16 protein-coding genes are annotated in these 15,221 nt (G+C 59.9%); 10 read left to right on the top strand and 6 right to left on the bottom strand.

Translation table 11 applies throughout. The features are described 5' to 3' along the window. Window positions 1-3: 3 nt before the first annotated feature. A complete protein-coding gene (locus NVB75_RS05850; RefSeq protein WP_258346411.1) occupies window positions 4-465 on the top strand; it encodes an SMI1/KNR4 family protein in 462 nt (153 codons plus the stop codon). Window positions 466-751: 286 nt separating this feature from the next. Then, a complete protein-coding gene (locus NVB75_RS05845; protein ID WP_258346410.1) occupies window positions 752-1,201 on the top strand; it encodes a hypothetical protein in 450 nt (149 codons plus the stop codon). Between the two features lie 143 nt (window positions 1,202-1,344). Here the strand turns inward: NVB75_RS05845 and NVB75_RS05840 are convergent, their stop codons facing one another. Beyond that, on the bottom strand, window positions 1,345-2,760 hold the full coding sequence (locus NVB75_RS05840; RefSeq protein WP_258346409.1) for a cytosine permease: 1,416 nt from the start codon (window positions 2,758-2,760) through the stop codon (window positions 1,345-1,347). Window positions 2,761-2,977: 217 nt separating this feature from the next. Here NVB75_RS05840 and NVB75_RS05835 point away from each other — a divergent pair, with 217 nt between their 5' ends. Further along, a complete protein-coding gene (locus NVB75_RS05835; RefSeq protein WP_258346408.1) occupies window positions 2,978-3,889 on the top strand; it encodes a LysR substrate-binding domain-containing protein in 912 nt (303 codons plus the stop codon). Between the two features lie 117 nt (window positions 3,890-4,006). Here the strand turns inward: NVB75_RS05835 and argE are convergent, their stop codons facing one another. The 4 genes from argE to NVB75_RS05815 are packed head-to-tail and all read right to left on the bottom strand — an operon-like array spanning window position 4,007 to window position 7,603. Next, entirely contained in the window at window positions 4,007-5,152 is a 1,146-nt protein-coding gene (gene argE / locus NVB75_RS05830; RefSeq protein ID WP_258346407.1) for an acetylornithine deacetylase, read from the bottom strand. Beyond that, window positions 5,149-5,826 carry a DUF1028 domain-containing protein gene (locus tag NVB75_RS05825; protein WP_093197759.1) on the bottom strand — a complete coding sequence of 226 codons (678 nt, stop codon included), beginning with the start codon at window positions 5,824-5,826 and terminating at the stop codon, window positions 5,149-5,151. The genes argE and NVB75_RS05825 overlap by 4 nt, the downstream gene beginning before the upstream one ends. A gap of 10 nt (window positions 5,827-5,836) precedes the next feature. Further along, complete coding sequence (locus tag NVB75_RS05820) at window positions 5,837-6,247, bottom strand: RidA family protein (protein WP_026077677.1); 411 nt, start codon at window positions 6,245-6,247, stop codon at window positions 5,837-5,839. 24 nt (window positions 6,248-6,271) lie between these two features. After that, window positions 6,272-7,603, bottom strand: a complete 1,332-nt coding sequence (locus NVB75_RS05815) for a flavin-containing monooxygenase (RefSeq protein ID WP_375378911.1) — start codon at window positions 7,601-7,603, stop codon at window positions 6,272-6,274. 195 nt (window positions 7,604-7,798) lie between these two features. Between NVB75_RS05815 and NVB75_RS05810 the strand changes: the two genes are divergently transcribed. The 6 genes from NVB75_RS05810 to NVB75_RS05785 all read left to right on the top strand — a co-directional run bounded on the left by NVB75_RS05810 (window position 7,799) and on the right by NVB75_RS05785 (window position 14,074). Beyond that, on the top strand, window positions 7,799-8,596 hold the full coding sequence (locus tag NVB75_RS05810; RefSeq protein ID WP_258348542.1) for a helix-turn-helix transcriptional regulator: 798 nt from the start codon (window positions 7,799-7,801) through the stop codon (window positions 8,594-8,596). A 46-nt stretch (window positions 8,597-8,642) separates the two neighbouring features. Then, window positions 8,643-10,025 (top strand): aspartate aminotransferase family protein, encoded by a 1,383-nt coding sequence (locus tag NVB75_RS05805; RefSeq protein ID WP_258346405.1) that lies wholly within the window; start codon window positions 8,643-8,645, stop codon window positions 10,023-10,025. A 120-nt stretch (window positions 10,026-10,145) separates the two neighbouring features. Then, window positions 10,146-11,525 carry an APC family permease gene (locus NVB75_RS05800; RefSeq protein ID WP_258346404.1) on the top strand — a complete coding sequence of 460 codons (1,380 nt, stop codon included), beginning with the start codon at window positions 10,146-10,148 and terminating at the stop codon, window positions 11,523-11,525. Between the two features lie 39 nt (window positions 11,526-11,564). Then, window positions 11,565-13,055 carry an aldehyde dehydrogenase gene (locus NVB75_RS05795; RefSeq protein WP_258346403.1) on the top strand — a complete coding sequence of 497 codons (1,491 nt, stop codon included), beginning with the start codon at window positions 11,565-11,567 and terminating at the stop codon, window positions 13,053-13,055. A 27-nt stretch (window positions 13,056-13,082) separates the two neighbouring features. Next, a complete protein-coding gene (locus NVB75_RS05790; protein ID WP_275713333.1) occupies window positions 13,083-13,580 on the top strand; it encodes a GNAT family N-acetyltransferase in 498 nt (165 codons plus the stop codon). A gap of 17 nt (window positions 13,581-13,597) precedes the next feature. Continuing rightward, on the top strand, window positions 13,598-14,074 hold the full coding sequence (locus tag NVB75_RS05785) for a GNAT family N-acetyltransferase (protein ID WP_258346402.1): 477 nt from the start codon (window positions 13,598-13,600) through the stop codon (window positions 14,072-14,074). Window positions 14,075-14,238: 164 nt separating this feature from the next. Here the strand turns inward: NVB75_RS05785 and NVB75_RS05780 are convergent, their stop codons facing one another. Continuing rightward, window positions 14,239-14,727, bottom strand: coding sequence for an HIT family protein (locus NVB75_RS05780; protein ID WP_258348541.1), 489 nt, complete (start codon window positions 14,725-14,727; stop codon window positions 14,239-14,241). A gap of 141 nt (window positions 14,728-14,868) precedes the next feature. Between NVB75_RS05780 and NVB75_RS05775 the strand changes: the two genes are divergently transcribed. Beyond that, entirely contained in the window at window positions 14,869-15,198 is a 330-nt protein-coding gene (locus NVB75_RS05775) for a DHCW motif cupin fold protein (RefSeq protein WP_258346401.1), read from the top strand. Window positions 15,199-15,221 lie beyond the last annotated feature (23 nt).

Genomic DNA, 15,221 nt, shown 5'->3' with positions numbered 1-15,221 from the left:
GTGATGATGGAAAACAAATTCTCAAATAGCGAACGAACTATGACGCTCGCAGACTTGGAAGCATTGGAATCTGCTATCGGAGCGAGGCTTCCGCGCTCTTTCCGAGAGCATTACACCAAGTACAACGGGGGCGTCCCTGAGCGGGCATATTGGGTGAGTGGCGAGCGGGATGAACCGTTGGAGGTAGCAGCCTTCAAATCAATCTCGGATGCTCCATCTAACCTGTTGCTCACCTATCAAACCATGGTGAAGAAGCAAGTTATTCCTTGTCATCTGCTTCCATTTGCGAACGATTGGGGAGGGAGTTTTTTTTGCCTTAACGTCGATTCTGGCTCCGTTAGCTACTTTACGACGGATAACTTTCGCAGTGAGTTAAGCATGCAAGAAAATCAAGCTGAAGCGGAAGAAATTATCTGCACAAATTTCGTTCGATTCGTTCAGGGCCTTGTGGGCGAAGCGGATTGAACGTTGGGAAAAGATCGTAGATCGGTTCATCAGGTGCTCAAACGTGAGTTAGATCTAGAATATGAAACCTCGTTAGTTATGCGTGTTGTAAGGAGGTCGGCTAATTCTTGTGTGAATCCTGAGTGTCGAGCAATAACTAGTGGTCCGGCTGCTGAACCATAAGCAGGAATGGGTCACTCCGAAAGCAAACGGCAAGTTTAGAACGACGGCAATGGCTGGCTCCACCACCATCCAGTCGTAGGTGGAAACCTACAGCTGGTGGGTTACGAGGATCACAGAAATCGTCATGGCGATTACCACCCTAAAGGCCACAACGGAAAGCGAATTGGCGGTAGAAAAACGTGGGTCGGCGGTTCGCCGTGTAGATAGGGAGTTTCTGATGAAAAAGATTCAAGGTATCGCTAGCCTCTTCGAAACCGTCAACGTTCTCGCAGGTAACGACTGGATATATACAAATCTTGAAAAATGGGAGCAGCGGCCTGACCAAGCGGTGTTCTATCACATCACCGAAGAAGAGATTGACGTACTCGAAGAAGAGTATGGAACGGTAGAAAATACTGTCGGGGAACCCATTCCCCGATCATTGGAGCAGGAAGACATCGAGACGTGGCTCGACGTGCAAACTCTCCAAGCTATATCTCAGATTATCCAGAAGAACATCGAGGTACTCGACCAAGGGATCCTGATTAAAGCGGTCAATCACTATCGTGAATACGACGACTTTATGGAGCTCTGATTGCCCCTCCCAAAAAAATGGATGCGCGGACCAGGCGATATGCTTCCTTTGCTCACAATTCGAAGGGCAGGCTCGCAATCCAGAAAACCCGCTATCGCGGGTTTTCTAAAAAATCAAAAATTAATCAGCAAACCCTGGGGGCCTCAAACCCCACCCACCAACTTCCCACTGTCCAACCGGCGCTTATACGCACTGTCCCGACTCGCCAACCAGAAATACAGCGGCGACGTCACCACCAACCCCACCAACCAGGACAAATCCGCCCCGTTGATGTGTGCCGAAATCGGCCCGACATACAGCGGCGTATTCATAAACGGAATCTGCACCACAATCCCCACCGCATACGCCACCAGCGCCTGAGGGTTGTACCGCCCGTAAATCCCGCCATCCACGCGGAAGATCGAACCGATGTCGTACTTGCCCTTATGGATCGCATAGAAGTCGATCAGGTTGATCGCCGTCCACGGCACCAGTACCACCAGCAGCACCAACACCATGTCCACGAAGTGCCCGATAAAATCCTTCGACGCAAACACCGCCGCAATCGAACACGCCGCCAACACCAGTACCGAGATCACGGCACGCGCCTTGGCGGTGGGGATCCAGCGGTAGGCAAAGGTCTGTACCAGGGTGATCAATGACAGCACCGCACCGTACAGGTTAAGCGCGTTGTGGCTGATCACGCTGAGCAGGAACAGCAACAGCATCAGCGGGCCAATGGAGCCGGTCGCCAGTTTGACCGCGTCCATGGTGTCCATGCCCACCGGCGTTGCCAGTACCGCAACCGCACCAAAGATGAACGACAGGCTGGAACCGAGCACGGTGCCCAAATAGGTGGTCCAGAAGGTCGACGCCACCGGCACATCCGCCGGCAGGTAGCGGGAGTAGTCAGACACGTACGGCGCAAACGCGATCTGCCACAGCGCGGCCAGCGACACGGTGGCCAGCCAGCCGGAGATGTTGAAGTTGCCGCGTGTCAGGAAGTCGGCCGTCTGCACATGGGTGAAGATGTAGCCGAAACCCAGCACGATGCCCGCGCCCAGCACCCAGGTGCCGATGCGGTTGAGCACGTGGATGAAGCGGTAGCCGATGATGCCGATGATGCCCGAGCCGATGGCGCCGATGACGATGCCCACTGGCACCGGGATCGCATCGACTACGCCGTGCAGGGATTTGCCCGCCAGTACGATGTTGGAGGCGAAGAAGCCGATGTACATCACGCCGGCGATTACCACCACCAGCAGCGCACCGAGGGAGCCGAACTGGGCGCGGCTCTGGATCATTTGCGGGATGCCCATTTGCGGGCCTTGGGCCGAGTGCAGCGCCATCAGTACGCCGCCGACGAGGTGGCCGACGAGGATGGCGATGATGCCCCACACCAGGTTCAGGCCGAACAGTTGCACGGCCAGCGCGCCGGTGACGATGGGCAACGGCGCGATGTTGCCGCCGAACCACAGGGTGAACAGGTCTCTTACCTTTCCGTGGCGATCTTCCGGGGGCACGTATCCAATCGTGTGTTTTTCGATAAGCGGGGCGGAGGATGTTGCAGTGGTAACCATGACGAGCTCCAAGGCAAGGTGAGTACGTTGACGTACTTCGCTGGGCGGCGCGTGTGCGTCGCTTTTGTTGTTGGAGTGATCATGTGCAATGGTCACGGGTAGGTAAATTAGTAAGTTTGTTGCTATAGACCTTAAAAATAATATCTCGCGGCGATTTTCGCTCCGGTATGTTGCATGGACTTGTTTGGGGCGAAATCCCACGTTTCTGGAGGTCCCGATGGCTGCCTATAATTTGCGCCAGCTCAAATATTTTGTAACCACCGCCGAGTGCGGCAGCGTGGCAGAGGCTTCGCGCAAGCTCTATATCGCGCAACCGTCGGTGTCGACCGCCATCAAGCAGTTGGAAGACAGCTTTGGCGTGCAGCTGTTTATCCGCCATCACGCCCAAGGCGTGTCGCTGACCCCCAGTGGTGCACGGTTCTACCGCAAGGCCCTGGAGCTGCTGCGGGTCGCCCATGAATTCGAGCAGAACGCTCTGGCAGACAACGACGTGGTGGCCGGGCAGATCGATATCGGGTGTTTCGAGACGGTGGCGCCGCTGTATTTGCCGCGTTTGATTGCAGGCTTCAAGCAGCGCTGGCCGGGGGTGGAAATCCGCCTGCGGGACGGTGAGCAGCAGGAGCTGGTGCAGGCGCTGACTGCCGGCAGTATCGACGTGGCGATGCTGTTTGAGCATGACCTGGGCAGCGCCATCGAGACCACGCCGCTGATGCCGCCGCAGCAGCCCTATGCGTTGTTGCCGGCGGATCACCGGTTTGCGCAGCAGGCCAAGGTGTCGTTGGCGGATTTGGTGTTGGAACCGATGATTCTGCTGGATGTGCTGCCGAGCCGGACGTACTTCGTGAGCATCTTTGAGGAGCGTGGGCTGACGCCGAATATTGTCTTCAGTTCGCCGTCGATCGAGATGGTGCGCGGGATGGTGGGGCGCGGGTTTGGCTTTTCGATTCTGGTGACCAAGCCGTTTTCGCTGTACTCCTATGACGGGCAGAAGCTGGTGTGTGTGCCGTTGGCGGAGACGGTGACGGGGTCGGGGTTGTCGGCGGTGTGGTTGCGGCGGGCGCCGTTGACCAAGCCGGTGCAGTTGTTTGTGGAGTATTGCCGGGAAGAGCTGGCTCAGCTATTGAGTTAGACACAGAACTAAAATGTGGGAGCGGGCTTGCTCGCGAAAGCGGTGGATCAGTCCATACATCGGGTGACTGCCACACCGCATTCGCGAGCAAGCCCGCTCCCACATTTGGCCCGCGTTTCAGGCGCGAATCGAGTCGAGCATGCGCAACAACATGGCGTCGCAACCCTTCAGTTGCTCCACACTCACAAACTCATCCGGCTTATGCCCCTGGTCCATGCTCCCAGGCCCGCACACCACGGTGGGAATGCCGGCTGCATCAAACAACCCACCCTCGGTCCCGAACGCGACGGTGCCAAATTCCCGCGAGCCGCAAAACGCCGCAATCAGCTCTGCCGCCTGGCTACGCTGATCAGTGGCCAGCCCCGGGTACGCCGACAATTCACTGAAGCGAATCGCACTCTGCCGGCTCACCGCTTGCATACGCGGCAACACCTGCTGCATTGCATACGCCTGCAGTTCCTCAGCCACTTCACCCGGGTCCATCGAGGGCAGGGCGCGCACTTCAAAGTCGAAGCGGCAATCAGCCGGGACGATATTCAGCGCCTTGCCCCCGGAAATCACCCCGGTTTGCACGGTGCTGAACGGCGGGTCAAAGCGCTCGTCCTGATGCACCTTGAGGCGCTGGCCAATCCGCCCCAGCTCACCAATCAACTCCGCCGCGTACTCGATTGCATTCACGCCCTGAGGCGCATACGCCGAATGGCACGCCTCGCCATGCACTTCGCAGCGCATGGCGAGCTTGCCTTTATGGCCCAGCACCGGCTTCAGCTCGGTGGGCTCGCCGATAATGCACAGCAGCGGTTTCACCGGCCATTGCTCCAGCACCTTGAGCAGCGAGCGCACCCCAAGGCAGCCGACTTCCTCGTCATAGGACAAGGCGATATGCACCGGCATCCGCAGGTCTGCGTTCACCAGCGACGGCACCAGCGCCAGCACGCAGGCGATGTAGCCCTTCATGTCCGCCGTGCCCCGGCCAAACAGCTTGCCGTCGCACTCGGTCAATTCAAACGGCGGCAACGTCCACGGCTGGCCATCCACCGGCACCACGTCGGTGTGCCCCGACAGCACAATCCCGGGCACTTGCGCCGGGCCGATGGTGGCGAACAGATTGGCTTTGCTGCGCTCATCGTTGTAGATCAGCTCGCTGGCGACGCCGAACCCCGCCAGGTAGTCGCGTACGTACTCGATCAATTGCAGGTTGGACTCGCGGCTGGTGGTATCAAACCCCACCAGCGTCTGCAGCAATTCGCGGCTGTTGCTCATCGGTCGTCTCCGGCCACGCCGTAGCCCGGTGAACGGTCCGGGGCCAGGGCGCGGTCAATGTAGTCCTGCACCTGCGGGCGGTAGGCGTCCCACAACTTCTGCAGTTCGCCAATCGGGTTCTCATCGGCCCAATCCACCCGCAGGTTGATGATCGGCCAGGTCAGTTCACCCACCACTACCACGGCTGCCGAATGCACCGGGCCGGCTTCGCCACCGGCGGCGATGGCTGCGTGCATCGCCGCCAGCAGGCGATCAGTGAGTTGGCCTTCGCCCTGTTCAAATGCGGTGACCATGGCTTGGATCACCGAGCGGTCCGCGAGCATATTGCCGGCGGCGACGCACTGTTCACCCGACACCGCGTTATGGGTGCCGAGGGTTTCGCTGCCGCTGAAATGCACGGTGCGCCCCAGGTGATCAATCGCCGTCAGTTGCCGGTATTGGCTGTAGCCGTTGCGGGTGAGCGCCTTGTCCACCGCGTCGGCAGGGGCCAGGCCTTGCTCCAGCAGGTCGAGTACATCCGGGCCCAGGGCCGGTAGGGTGATGTTCTGGGTCGAGACCGCACCCACGCCGGGCCGCAGCCAGGGGCAGCGGGCGCCTACGGCGATGCTTGAGGAGCTGATGGCAATGCCCATCTGGCCGGTTTCCGCGCAGCGGGCGACGATTGAAAAGGTCATGAGCGACTCCTTATTCGGGGATGACGGCGATCACATCAATTTCCATCAACCACTGTGGCTGGCCCAGGGCCGAAACCACCAACCCGGTGGAGATCGGGAACACGCCCTTGAGCCACTTGCCGACTTCCTGGTACACCGGCTCGCGGTAGCGCGGGTCGATCAGGTAGGTGGTGGTCTTGACGATGTGGCTCAGGTCGCTGCCGGCTTCTTCCAGCAGTTGCTTGACGTTGCGCATGGCCTGTTCGGCCTGGGCGCGCGGGTCGCCGAGGCCCACCAGCTTGCCGTCGAAATCGGTGCCCACCTGGCCCCGCACATACACCGTGTTGCCGGCGCGTACGGCCTGGCACAGGTCATTGTCCAGGCTCTGGTTGGGGTAGGTTTCCTTGGTGTTGAACATGCGGATGCGAGTGTGAGTAGGCATCAAAAAAACTCCAGAAAAAAGTGATCAGGCGCTGACAGGTGAGGTGTGAGCAACCGGCGCGGATTCGCGGTACTCAAGGTATTGACGCTGGATGGCGATATGGTCGGCCACGTATTTGGCGTCATGCCACACGCCCCAGATAAACGACGAACCCCGGCGCGACTGCCATGGCAAACCGAGGAAGTAGATTCCCGACTCGCTGGCCACGCCGCGCTGGTGCTGCGGCTTGCCGGCGGCGTCAAATGCGTCGACCTTCAGCCAGCTGTAATCCACGGCAAAGCCGGTAGCCCAGATGATTGAGGTAATACCGGCCTTGGCCAGGTCCAGTTCCAGAATCGGCTGCTTGATGCACTCGGCATCGGGAAACACGCGGCGTGCTTCGGGCTCTGGCGGCAGGTCGAGGCCGTTGCGTTCGATGTAGGCATCCGCCGCATCCAGCAGGGCCAGGTAGTTCTCATCACCGCGGGCCAGGTTTTCCACCAGGTTGGGCTGGAAGCGGGCGACGCTGCCGTCGAAGGATTGGGTCAGGCCGACCAGGGTCATGCCTTGCTGGGCCAGCTCGCGGAAATCGATGGTCTTGCCGCCGTGGGCGCCGCTCACCGCAATGGTCACGTGCTCGCGGCCGGGCTTCATCGCGGCCTGGTCCCACTCGCCCAGCACCCCCAGCCACCAGCAGAAATCGCGGTTGCGATAGGCCCGCGGTGGGCGGTCGTGGGCACCGACCGACAGGTACACCTGGCGCCCGGAGCGTTGCAGTTCATCGGCGATCTGCACCCCGGAGGACCCGGCGCCCACCACCAGCACGGCGCCAGCCGGCAGTTGCGCGGGGTTGCGGTAGTCGGCGGAGTGGATCTGGTGCAGCGCGCTGTCTTGAGGGGCAATCGCCGGAATCACCGGCTTCTGGAACGGCCCGGTCGCCGCCACCACGCGGTTGGCTTCGATCACGCCTTCGCTGGTGTGAATGGTGAAGCCTGGACGACCGACATTGCGCACCACGGAGGTCACGTCCACGCCGGTGCGAATCGGTGCATTGAACTTGCGTGCATAGGCTTCGAAGTAGTCCGCCACGCGTTCTTTTGGCGCAAAGCCATCGGGGGCGACAGTATCGAAGGCCAGGCCCGGAAAACGGTCATGCCAGGCCGGGCCGTTGGCGACCAGCGAGTCCCAGCGGCCGGTGCGCCAGCGCTCCGCGATACGGCTGCGCTCCAGCACCAGGTGCGGCACGCCTTGTTTGCTCAGGTGCTCGCTCATGGCGACGCCAGCCTGACCGGCTCCCACTACCAGCGTGTCTATTTTTGTTATTGCTTGAGTCATGTGTCTGTCCTTGCGTAATGCAGTTGGATTCAGCTTGGGCATGGCTTCAAGGCTAGGGGGAGGGCGGTTTTTAATAAAATATTATTAAGCTGGGAAGTGAGCATAAATATCGGATGCAGGCTCACCCTATCGGGTGATTTCGAGGATGGGGCGGGTGTGTAACCATCCTGGCAGTTCTTTCAGCGAGTGTTTGAAGTGGAAAACGACCGGCTTTCTTCTGCGCAATGGTTCGAACAGATGGCCCGGGTGACCGACAGCATCGGGCAATCGGGGTTCGCCGCGATCCTGTTCGAGGCCCTCGGCTATCTCCATCCGATCCAGGCCACCACGCTGTATTTCTACCCGCGTGGCGGCATGCCCAGCGCGTTGTTCGAGCTGGAAGGGCCATGGTTGCCACAAGGCAATGTGCGCCAATACCTGTCGGGGTTTTATTTACTCGACCCGTTTTATGGGGCCTGCGTGGAAGGCGTCAGCTCCGGGTGTTATGACCTGGCCGACGTCGCCCCCGATCACTTCGAACTCAGCGAGTACTTCCAGTCGTTTTACCGCCACTCCCATCTGGAGGATGAGCTGAACTACATCCTGCAGTCGAGCAACGGCTCGAGCCTGGCGGTGTCACTGGCCTTTACGCAAAAGCTCGACGCCGCCACCACCCAGCAATTCAAGCGCATCGCCCCGTGGGTGCTGGCCGTGCTGGGCAAGCATTTCGTTGGCCTGGATGCCCAGGGTGCACGTTTCGAAAACCTGCTGGAGCAGCGCATTCACTCGGCGTTGAACAACTTCGGCTCGTCGATATTGACCGAGCGTGAATGCCGGATCGCCCAACTGATCCTGCGTGGGCATTCCACCCGCTCGTTGGCCGAGCGCCTCGACGTCTCGGAAGACACCATCAAGTCCCACCGCAAACACATCTACACCAAGCTCGATATCGGCGCGCAATCGGAACTGTTTGCCTTGTTTATCGACTCGTTGGCAGAAGCCCAGGGCGTGCTGAGCAAAGACCCCCTCGAAAGCTACATGAGCAAGCACCGCTGAGCGGCGTTGCTCGCCCTTGCGTCACTACTAATAAGAGAGAAATACCATGAACGTACCCGTCCAACTGAACCGCCTGACCGAGGACTACCAGAAGTCGGATGCGGCCCACCACATCCATGCCTTTGTCGATCAAAAAGCGCTGAATGCCGAAGGCCCGCGGGTGATGGTGCGCGGTGAGGGCCTTTACCTGTGGGACAGCGAAGGCAAGCGTTACCTGGACGGCATGTCGGGCCTGTGGTGCACCCAGCTGGGCTATGGCCGCAGGGATTTGACCGCTGCCGCTGCCTCGCAGATGGATCAGTTGGCGTACTACAACATGTTCTTTCACACCACCCACCCGGCGGTGATTGAGCTGTCGGAGTTGCTCTTCAGCCTGTTGCCGGGCCACTACAGCCACGTGATCTACACCAACTCCGGCTCCGAGGCCAACGAAGTACTGATCCGTACCGTGCGCCGCTACTGGCAGGTGGTGGGTCAGCCGCAGAAAAAAATCATGATCGGCCGCTGGAACGGCTATCACGGCTCCACCCTGGCGGCGTCTGCCCTGGGCGGCATGAAGTTCATGCACGAGATGGGCGGCCTGATTCCCGACGTTGCACACATTGACGAACCTTATTGGTACGCCCATGGTGGCGAGCTGACGCCGGCCGAGTTTGGCCGCCGCTGCGCCTTGCAGCTGGAAGAAAAAATCCTCGAACTGGGGGCTGAAAACGTTGCCGGGTTTATCGCTGAACCGTTCCAGGGCGCGGGCGGCATGATCTTCCCCCCGGAAAGCTACTGGCCCGAGATCCAGCGCATTTGCCGTCAATACGATGTGCTGCTGTGCGCCGATGAGGTGATTGGTGGCTTTGGCCGTACTGGCGAGTGGTTCGCCCATCAACACTTCGGTTTTGAGCCGGACACCTTGTCCATCGCCAAGGGCCTGACCTCCGGTTACCTGCCGATGGGCGGCCTGGTGCTGAGCAAGCGCATTGCCGATGCGCTGGTGGAACACGGCGGCGTGTTCGCCCACGGGCTGACCTATTCCGGGCACCCGGTGGCGGCGGCGGTGGCGCTGGCCAACCTCAAGGCGCTACGGGATGAAGGCATCGTGCGCCAAGTGAAGGACGACACCGGGCCGTACCTGCAAAAAATCCTCCATGAAGTGTTCGGCAATCACCCGATGATCGGCGAGATCCAGGGCACGGGCCTGCTTGCGGCCTTGCAGTTCGCTGAAGACAAGAGCACGCGCAAACGCTTCGACAATGAAAACGACCTGGCCTGGCAGTGCCGTACCTTCGGTTTTGAAGAGGGCGTGATCATTCGCTCGACGCTCGGCCGCATGATCATGGCGCCGGCACTGGTGGCCACGCGCACTGAGCTGGACGAGCTGGTTGAAAAGACCCGCATCGCCGTCGATCGCACCGCACGGATCGCGGGAAAACTCTGAAGTGACCTGCGCGCCGCCCCAAGTGAGGGGTGGTGCGCAATCTCCATCAGGCAACGCTTGAACGGCATCGATGCCATCGAATGCCGCGACGCCCTGCATCCCCATTTCCAGGAGTCACCCATGAATACAATAACAAACGTGACCGCGACGCCCGCTCATCAACCCTCACCCAAAACCGCTTCGTCCCGCCGGTTCCGTCAGCCGCTCGGCCTGGTCGGGTTGGTGCTATTCGGCCTGGCGTACATGGTGCCGCTGGCAGTGTTTACCACCTATGGCCTGGTGACCCAAATGACCAAGGGCCACTTGCCAACCGCCTACATGCTGACCCTCGCCGCAATGCTGCTGACGGCCTACAGCTATGGACGCATGGTGCAGGCGCACCCGTTTTCAGGCTCGGTCTACTCCTATACCCGCAAAGCGTTTGGCGCTTACTTCGGCTTCATCGCCGGGTGGACCCTATTGCTGGACTACATCTTCTTGCCACTGCTCAGCTATTTGCTGATCGGTATCTACATGTCTGAATACTTCCCCGCAGTGCCCACCGCCGTGTGGGTGCTCGGCTCGATTGCCCTGGTGACGGTACTTAACCTGGTGGGCATCGAGTCCATCACCCGGGTCAACTGGATACTCATCGTCGCCCAGTTGGTGTTCATCGTGGTGTTCGTAGCGTTATCGGTGCACACCCTCAGCGAGCAGTCCGCACCGGTGTCGCTGCTTGCGCCGTTCCACCACGAAGGCTTCAGCGCGCCGCTGATCATGGCGGGTGCCGCGGTGTTGTGCCTGTCCTTTCTCGGCTTTGATGCGGTGTCGACCATGGCCGAGGAAACCCCCAACCCACGCCGCACCATCCCGTTGGCGATCATGGTGGTGTCGCTGTTCGGCGGCCTGCTGTTCCTGCTGGTTTCGTATTTCGCGCAAATGGTGTTCCCGGAATGGAACAGCTTCGTCGACCCGGATTCCGCGTCGGTGGATGTGATGCGCCGGGTAGGCGGCGAACTGCTGGTGACTGCCTTTACCGCGACCTATGTCGCCGGTTGCTTCGCCTCGGCGATGGTCTCCCAGGCCAGCGTGTCGCGGGTCTTGTTCGCCATGGGACGTGACGGCGCGTTGCCCCGCGTGCTCGGCAAGCTGGTGACGAAAAAGCGCGTGCCCGCCACGGCCATCGTGCTGGTCAGCCTGTTCTCACTGATTGCCTTGTTCATCACGCTGGATACCGTCGCCAACATGATCAGCTTCGGTGCGCTGTTTGCGTTCTCGGCGGTGAACCTGGCGGTGATCAAGCATTACGTGGTCGACCAGAAGTTACGCGGCACGAAGAACTACCTGCTGTACGCCGTTGTGCCGGGGCTGGGATTCCTCAGCACGATCTGGCTGTGGACCAGCTTGTCCAGCCTGTCATTCACCATCGGCCTGTGCTGGATGGGGCTTGGCCTCATCTGTTTGCTGGGTATCACGCGGGGGTTGAGCGTGAAGATGCCTGAGCTACAGATCGCCGAGTGAGTCCTCTGTTTCTCTATCGCCATTCATTGGGAGTACAACGTGTTTGACCTTAATTACTGGCAACAGCGTGTTGCCCGCCAGACGTTCATCAACTCCGCCCTGATCGGTGGCCGCTCAGTGAGTGCGGAGTCCGGGGCCACCTTCGATGCGATCAACCCGGCCACCCAGCAACTGCTAACGCGGGTGGCGGCCTGCGGTGACGCAGAGGTTGACCTGGCTGTGCGCAGCGCTCGTCAGGCCTTCGATACGGGCCCCTGGCGACGGATGCCGCCGGTGGAGCGCAAGAAAATTTTGATCAGGCTCTCCGAGTTACTGATGACCCACCGCGAAGAGCTGGCGCTGCTCGATTCGCTGAACATGGGCAAGCCGGTGATGGATGCCTACAACGTCGACGTGCCCGGCGCCGCCAATGTGTTTGCCTGGTACGGTGAAGCCCTCGACAAGCTCTACGATCAAGTCGCGCCCACCGCTCACAACGCGTTGGCAACCATCACGCGTGAAGCACTGGGGGTGATCGCGGCGGTGGTGCCGTGGAACTTCCCGCTTGATATGGCCGCCTGGAAACTCGCACCGGCATTGGCGGCCGGTAATAGCGTGGTGTTGAAGCCCGCTGAGCAGTCGCCATTTTCTGCCCTGCGCCTGGCCCAACTTGCGCTGGAAGCGGGTATCCCGGAAGGCGTGTTGAATGTGGTGCCCGGCCTCGGCGAAAGTGCCGGCAAGGCGCTGGGGCTGCACAACGATGTGGATTGCCTGGTGTTCACCGGCTCCACTCAGGTGGGCAAGTACTTCATGCAGTATTCCGCCCAGTCCAATCTTAAGCAGGTGTGGCTGGAATGTGGTGGCAAAAGCCCGAACCTGGTGTTTGACGACTGCCAGGACCTGGACCTCGCTGCGGAGAAGGCCGCCTTCGGCATCTTTTTCAACCAGGGCGAAGTGTGCTCGGCCAACTCCCGTCTCTACGTGCAACGCTCCATCCATGATGAATTCATCGAGCGCCTGATTGCCAAATCGCGCGCCTGGATGCCGGGTGATCCGCTGGACCCTGGCAGTGCAGCCGGTGCAATCGTCGACAGTGAGCAAACCGCGCGCATCATGAACGCCATCAGTCAGGCCAACGGGGAGGGCGCCAGGCTGTTGTGCGGTGGCGAACAGTTGATCATCAATGGTTCAGCAAACTTCATCCAGCCAACCATTTTTGCCGGTGTGACCCACGACATGGCCCTGTCCCGTGATGAAGTGTTCGGCCCGGTGCTTGCGGTGAGCGCCTTCGACACGGAAGCGCAGGCGATCCAGCAGGCCAATGACAGTGTCTACGGCCTGGCGGCCTCGGTATGGAGTGATGACCTCAACCGTGCGCACCGTGTGGCCCGAGCCCTGAATGCCGGAACGGTTTCGGTCAACACCATCGACGCCCTGGATGTGGCGGTGCCTTTCGGTGGCGGCAAGCAATCCGGGTTCGGGCGTGATCTGTCGCTGCATGCTTTTGACAAGTACACACAACTGAAAACCACCTGGTTTCAGCTGCGTTAACTCAAGCAGTCGTCCGGTCGTGTATTTATGCGTGCGCGACCGGCACAAGTGCAGGCAAACTCAGCGCGAACTCAGAGGGTTTTGAACACCATGGTCACTCTTCGCGTAATGAGCGCCGCCGACTACGACGCCGTGCTTGAACTGATGCAGAACACGCCTGGCATCTCCCTACGCGACGCCGACTCCCGCGAGGCCACCGCGCGTTACCTGGAGCGCAATCCCGGCATGAGTTTCGTGGCCGAGATCGACGGTGTGCTGGGTGGGTGCGTGATGTGCGGGCACGATGGCCGGCGCGGTTATTTGCAGCATCTGCTGGTGCTGCCTGAGTATCGTCGCCAGGGCATTGCGAACGCGCTGGTAGAGCGCTGCCTCACCAGCCTTGCGCAGTTGGGCATTCGTAAATGCCACCTGGATGTGTTCAAGACCAATGACAGCGCCGCCCGTTATTGGCAGGGCCAGGGCTGGCAACTGAGGACCGATATTGACCGCTATTCGTTTACCCGACCGGGTGACGAGAACGCCTGACGTCCATGGAGGGACAAATGCTCGAGATACGACGCGCCACGCTGGAAGATGCACAGACAGCCTTCGACATTCGCCTGTTGGCCATACGCAGCCAATGCATCGGCGCCTACACGTCCGAGCAGATGATGGTGTGGACCCGGGGCGCCGCTGAGGACGGTTACGACACGCTGATGGACAAGCATTTTTACCTGGGCTGCGTGAACGGTGAACCTGTGGCCACGGGGATGCTGGATTTGGCGAACAACGAAATCGGTGCGCTGTTTGTGTTGCCCGGGTTTACCGGACGCGGGATTGGCAAGCAGGTGTTGGTGTATCTGGAGGTGTTGGCGCAGGAATTGGGGATTGAAGAAGTGATCCTGGACGCGACGTTGAACGCAGCGGATTTTTATCGGCGGTGTGGGTATGTGGGCGATGAGCAGGCAATCTACCATTCGCCATCGGGGTTGCAGTTGGCCTGTATTCCTATGCGCAAACACCTGCGCCGTTTGCGCTGACACGGAAAAAAACTGTGGTGAGGGCGCTTGCTGTGGCGAGGGAGCTTGCTCCCGCTGGGTCGCGAAGCGGCCCCAATAAAGCTATCGCAATCTGACTGAAAGAACTCGCTGACCTTTTTGGGGCTGCTGCGCAGCCCAGCGGGAGCAAGCTCCCTCGCCACAGGTCATGTGTGGTCTTGGGTATTGAACTCCGTACGCAAACACCTGATCACCTCGCTCACCGAAGCGCCTTGAACCACCGGCGGCGTAGGACTCTCACCAAACTCCCGCCAGATAAAAAGCGTCAGCTCTGCACCGTCGGTTGCCTTCTGCTGCGTCCCGAAATGCTGCAACACCCGATAGCGCTCATCCTGCCAGAACAGCGCTTCAACCCACCCATACACCGGTATGAAATGAAAGTGCAGCGGGAAGCCCGGCATATGCCCGAACCGGCTGATGTAAAGCCACTTGGGTTTCAGTTGCGCTTCCATCACTCGCTGGATGTTGGCCAGCAACCCGCCCAGCTCCGCGAGCGCCGCATCGGGCATGTCAGCCAGGGAGTGTATAGGCGCCTTGGCACCCAGCATCAGGTAGCCCGGCAGCGTGGACGACAGGTGATGATTGAGCAGCCAATGCTCGGTCTCATGCACAACAAAGGATGGATCGATCTTCATCGACGGGCTTCCATGCGAAGAGGGTTGGCAGGATACCAAGAGTTGTTGCCCTGTATCCCGCAAATGCAGCGGATCTGTCTCTATCGCGGCATTCACCTTATCGGTACGGTTCATCTACACGTATTCAATGCCGAGAAAACCATGGACCTGACCGCAATCCCCTTTGGCACCACCGACTGGTCGACCCTCGAACCCGTGCTGCACCCCGGCGAAACCGGCAGCGCGTATTGGCGCACCTGTCAGTTCGGCTCAACCCGCGTGCGCATGGTCGAATACAGCGCCGGTTATCTCGCTGACCACTGGTGTTGGCGCGGGCATATCCTGCTGTGCCTGGAAGGTGAGTTGCACACCGAGCTGGAGGATGGCCGGCAGTTCACGCTGACTGCCGGGATGAGTTATCAGGTGGGCAATGACATGGAAGGGCATCGTTCCTCCACCGCCATTGGGGCGAAGTTGTTTGTCGTTGATTGACTCGTTAAGTACGAAGTACCCAA

It is taken from the genome of Pseudomonas sp. CBS (assembly GCF_024734645.1).
In the GTDB taxonomy this organism is placed as follows: Bacteria; Pseudomonadota; Gammaproteobacteria; order Pseudomonadales; family Pseudomonadaceae; genus Aquipseudomonas.
The sequence above is the reverse complement of the archived record's forward strand: the minus strand, read 5'-3'. Positions and strand labels throughout refer to the sequence as shown.

Coding starts and splice junctions, on each gene's coding strand:
- NVB75_RS05840 (WP_258346409.1), bottom strand. CDS start 2,760: ATGGTTACCACTGCAACATCCTCCGCCCCGCTTATCGAAAAACACACG.
- NVB75_RS05785 (WP_258346402.1), top strand. CDS start 13,598: ATGCTCGAGATACGACGCGCCACGCTGGAAGATGCACAGACAGCCTTC.
- NVB75_RS05800 (WP_258346404.1), top strand. CDS start 10,146: ATGAATACAATAACAAACGTGACCGCGACGCCCGCTCATCAACCCTCA.
- NVB75_RS05825 (WP_093197759.1), bottom strand. CDS start 5,826: ATGACCTTTTCAATCGTCGCCCGCTGCGCGGAAACCGGCCAGATGGGC.
- NVB75_RS05790 (WP_275713333.1), top strand. CDS start 13,083: ATGCGTGCGCGACCGGCACAAGTGCAGGCAAACTCAGCGCGAACTCAG.
- NVB75_RS05850 (WP_258346411.1), top strand. CDS start 4: ATGATGGAAAACAAATTCTCAAATAGCGAACGAACTATGACGCTCGCA.
- NVB75_RS05780 (WP_258348541.1), bottom strand. CDS start 14,727: ATGAAGATCGATCCATCCTTTGTTGTGCATGAGACCGAGCATTGGCTG.
- NVB75_RS05820 (WP_026077677.1), bottom strand. CDS start 6,247: ATGCCTACTCACACTCGCATCCGCATGTTCAACACCAAGGAAACCTAC.
- NVB75_RS05845 (WP_258346410.1), top strand. CDS start 752: ATGGCGATTACCACCCTAAAGGCCACAACGGAAAGCGAATTGGCGGTA.
- NVB75_RS05835 (WP_258346408.1), top strand. CDS start 2,978: ATGGCTGCCTATAATTTGCGCCAGCTCAAATATTTTGTAACCACCGCC.
- NVB75_RS05775 (WP_258346401.1), top strand. CDS start 14,869: ATGGACCTGACCGCAATCCCCTTTGGCACCACCGACTGGTCGACCCTC.
- NVB75_RS05805 (WP_258346405.1), top strand. CDS start 8,643: ATGAACGTACCCGTCCAACTGAACCGCCTGACCGAGGACTACCAGAAG.
- argE (WP_258346407.1), bottom strand. CDS start 5,152: ATGAGCAACAGCCGCGAATTGCTGCAGACGCTGGTGGGGTTTGATACC.
- NVB75_RS05810 (WP_258348542.1), top strand. CDS start 7,799: ATGGCCCGGGTGACCGACAGCATCGGGCAATCGGGGTTCGCCGCGATC.
- NVB75_RS05815 (WP_375378911.1), bottom strand. CDS start 7,603: ATGCCCAAGCTGAATCCAACTGCATTACGCAAGGACAGACACATGACT.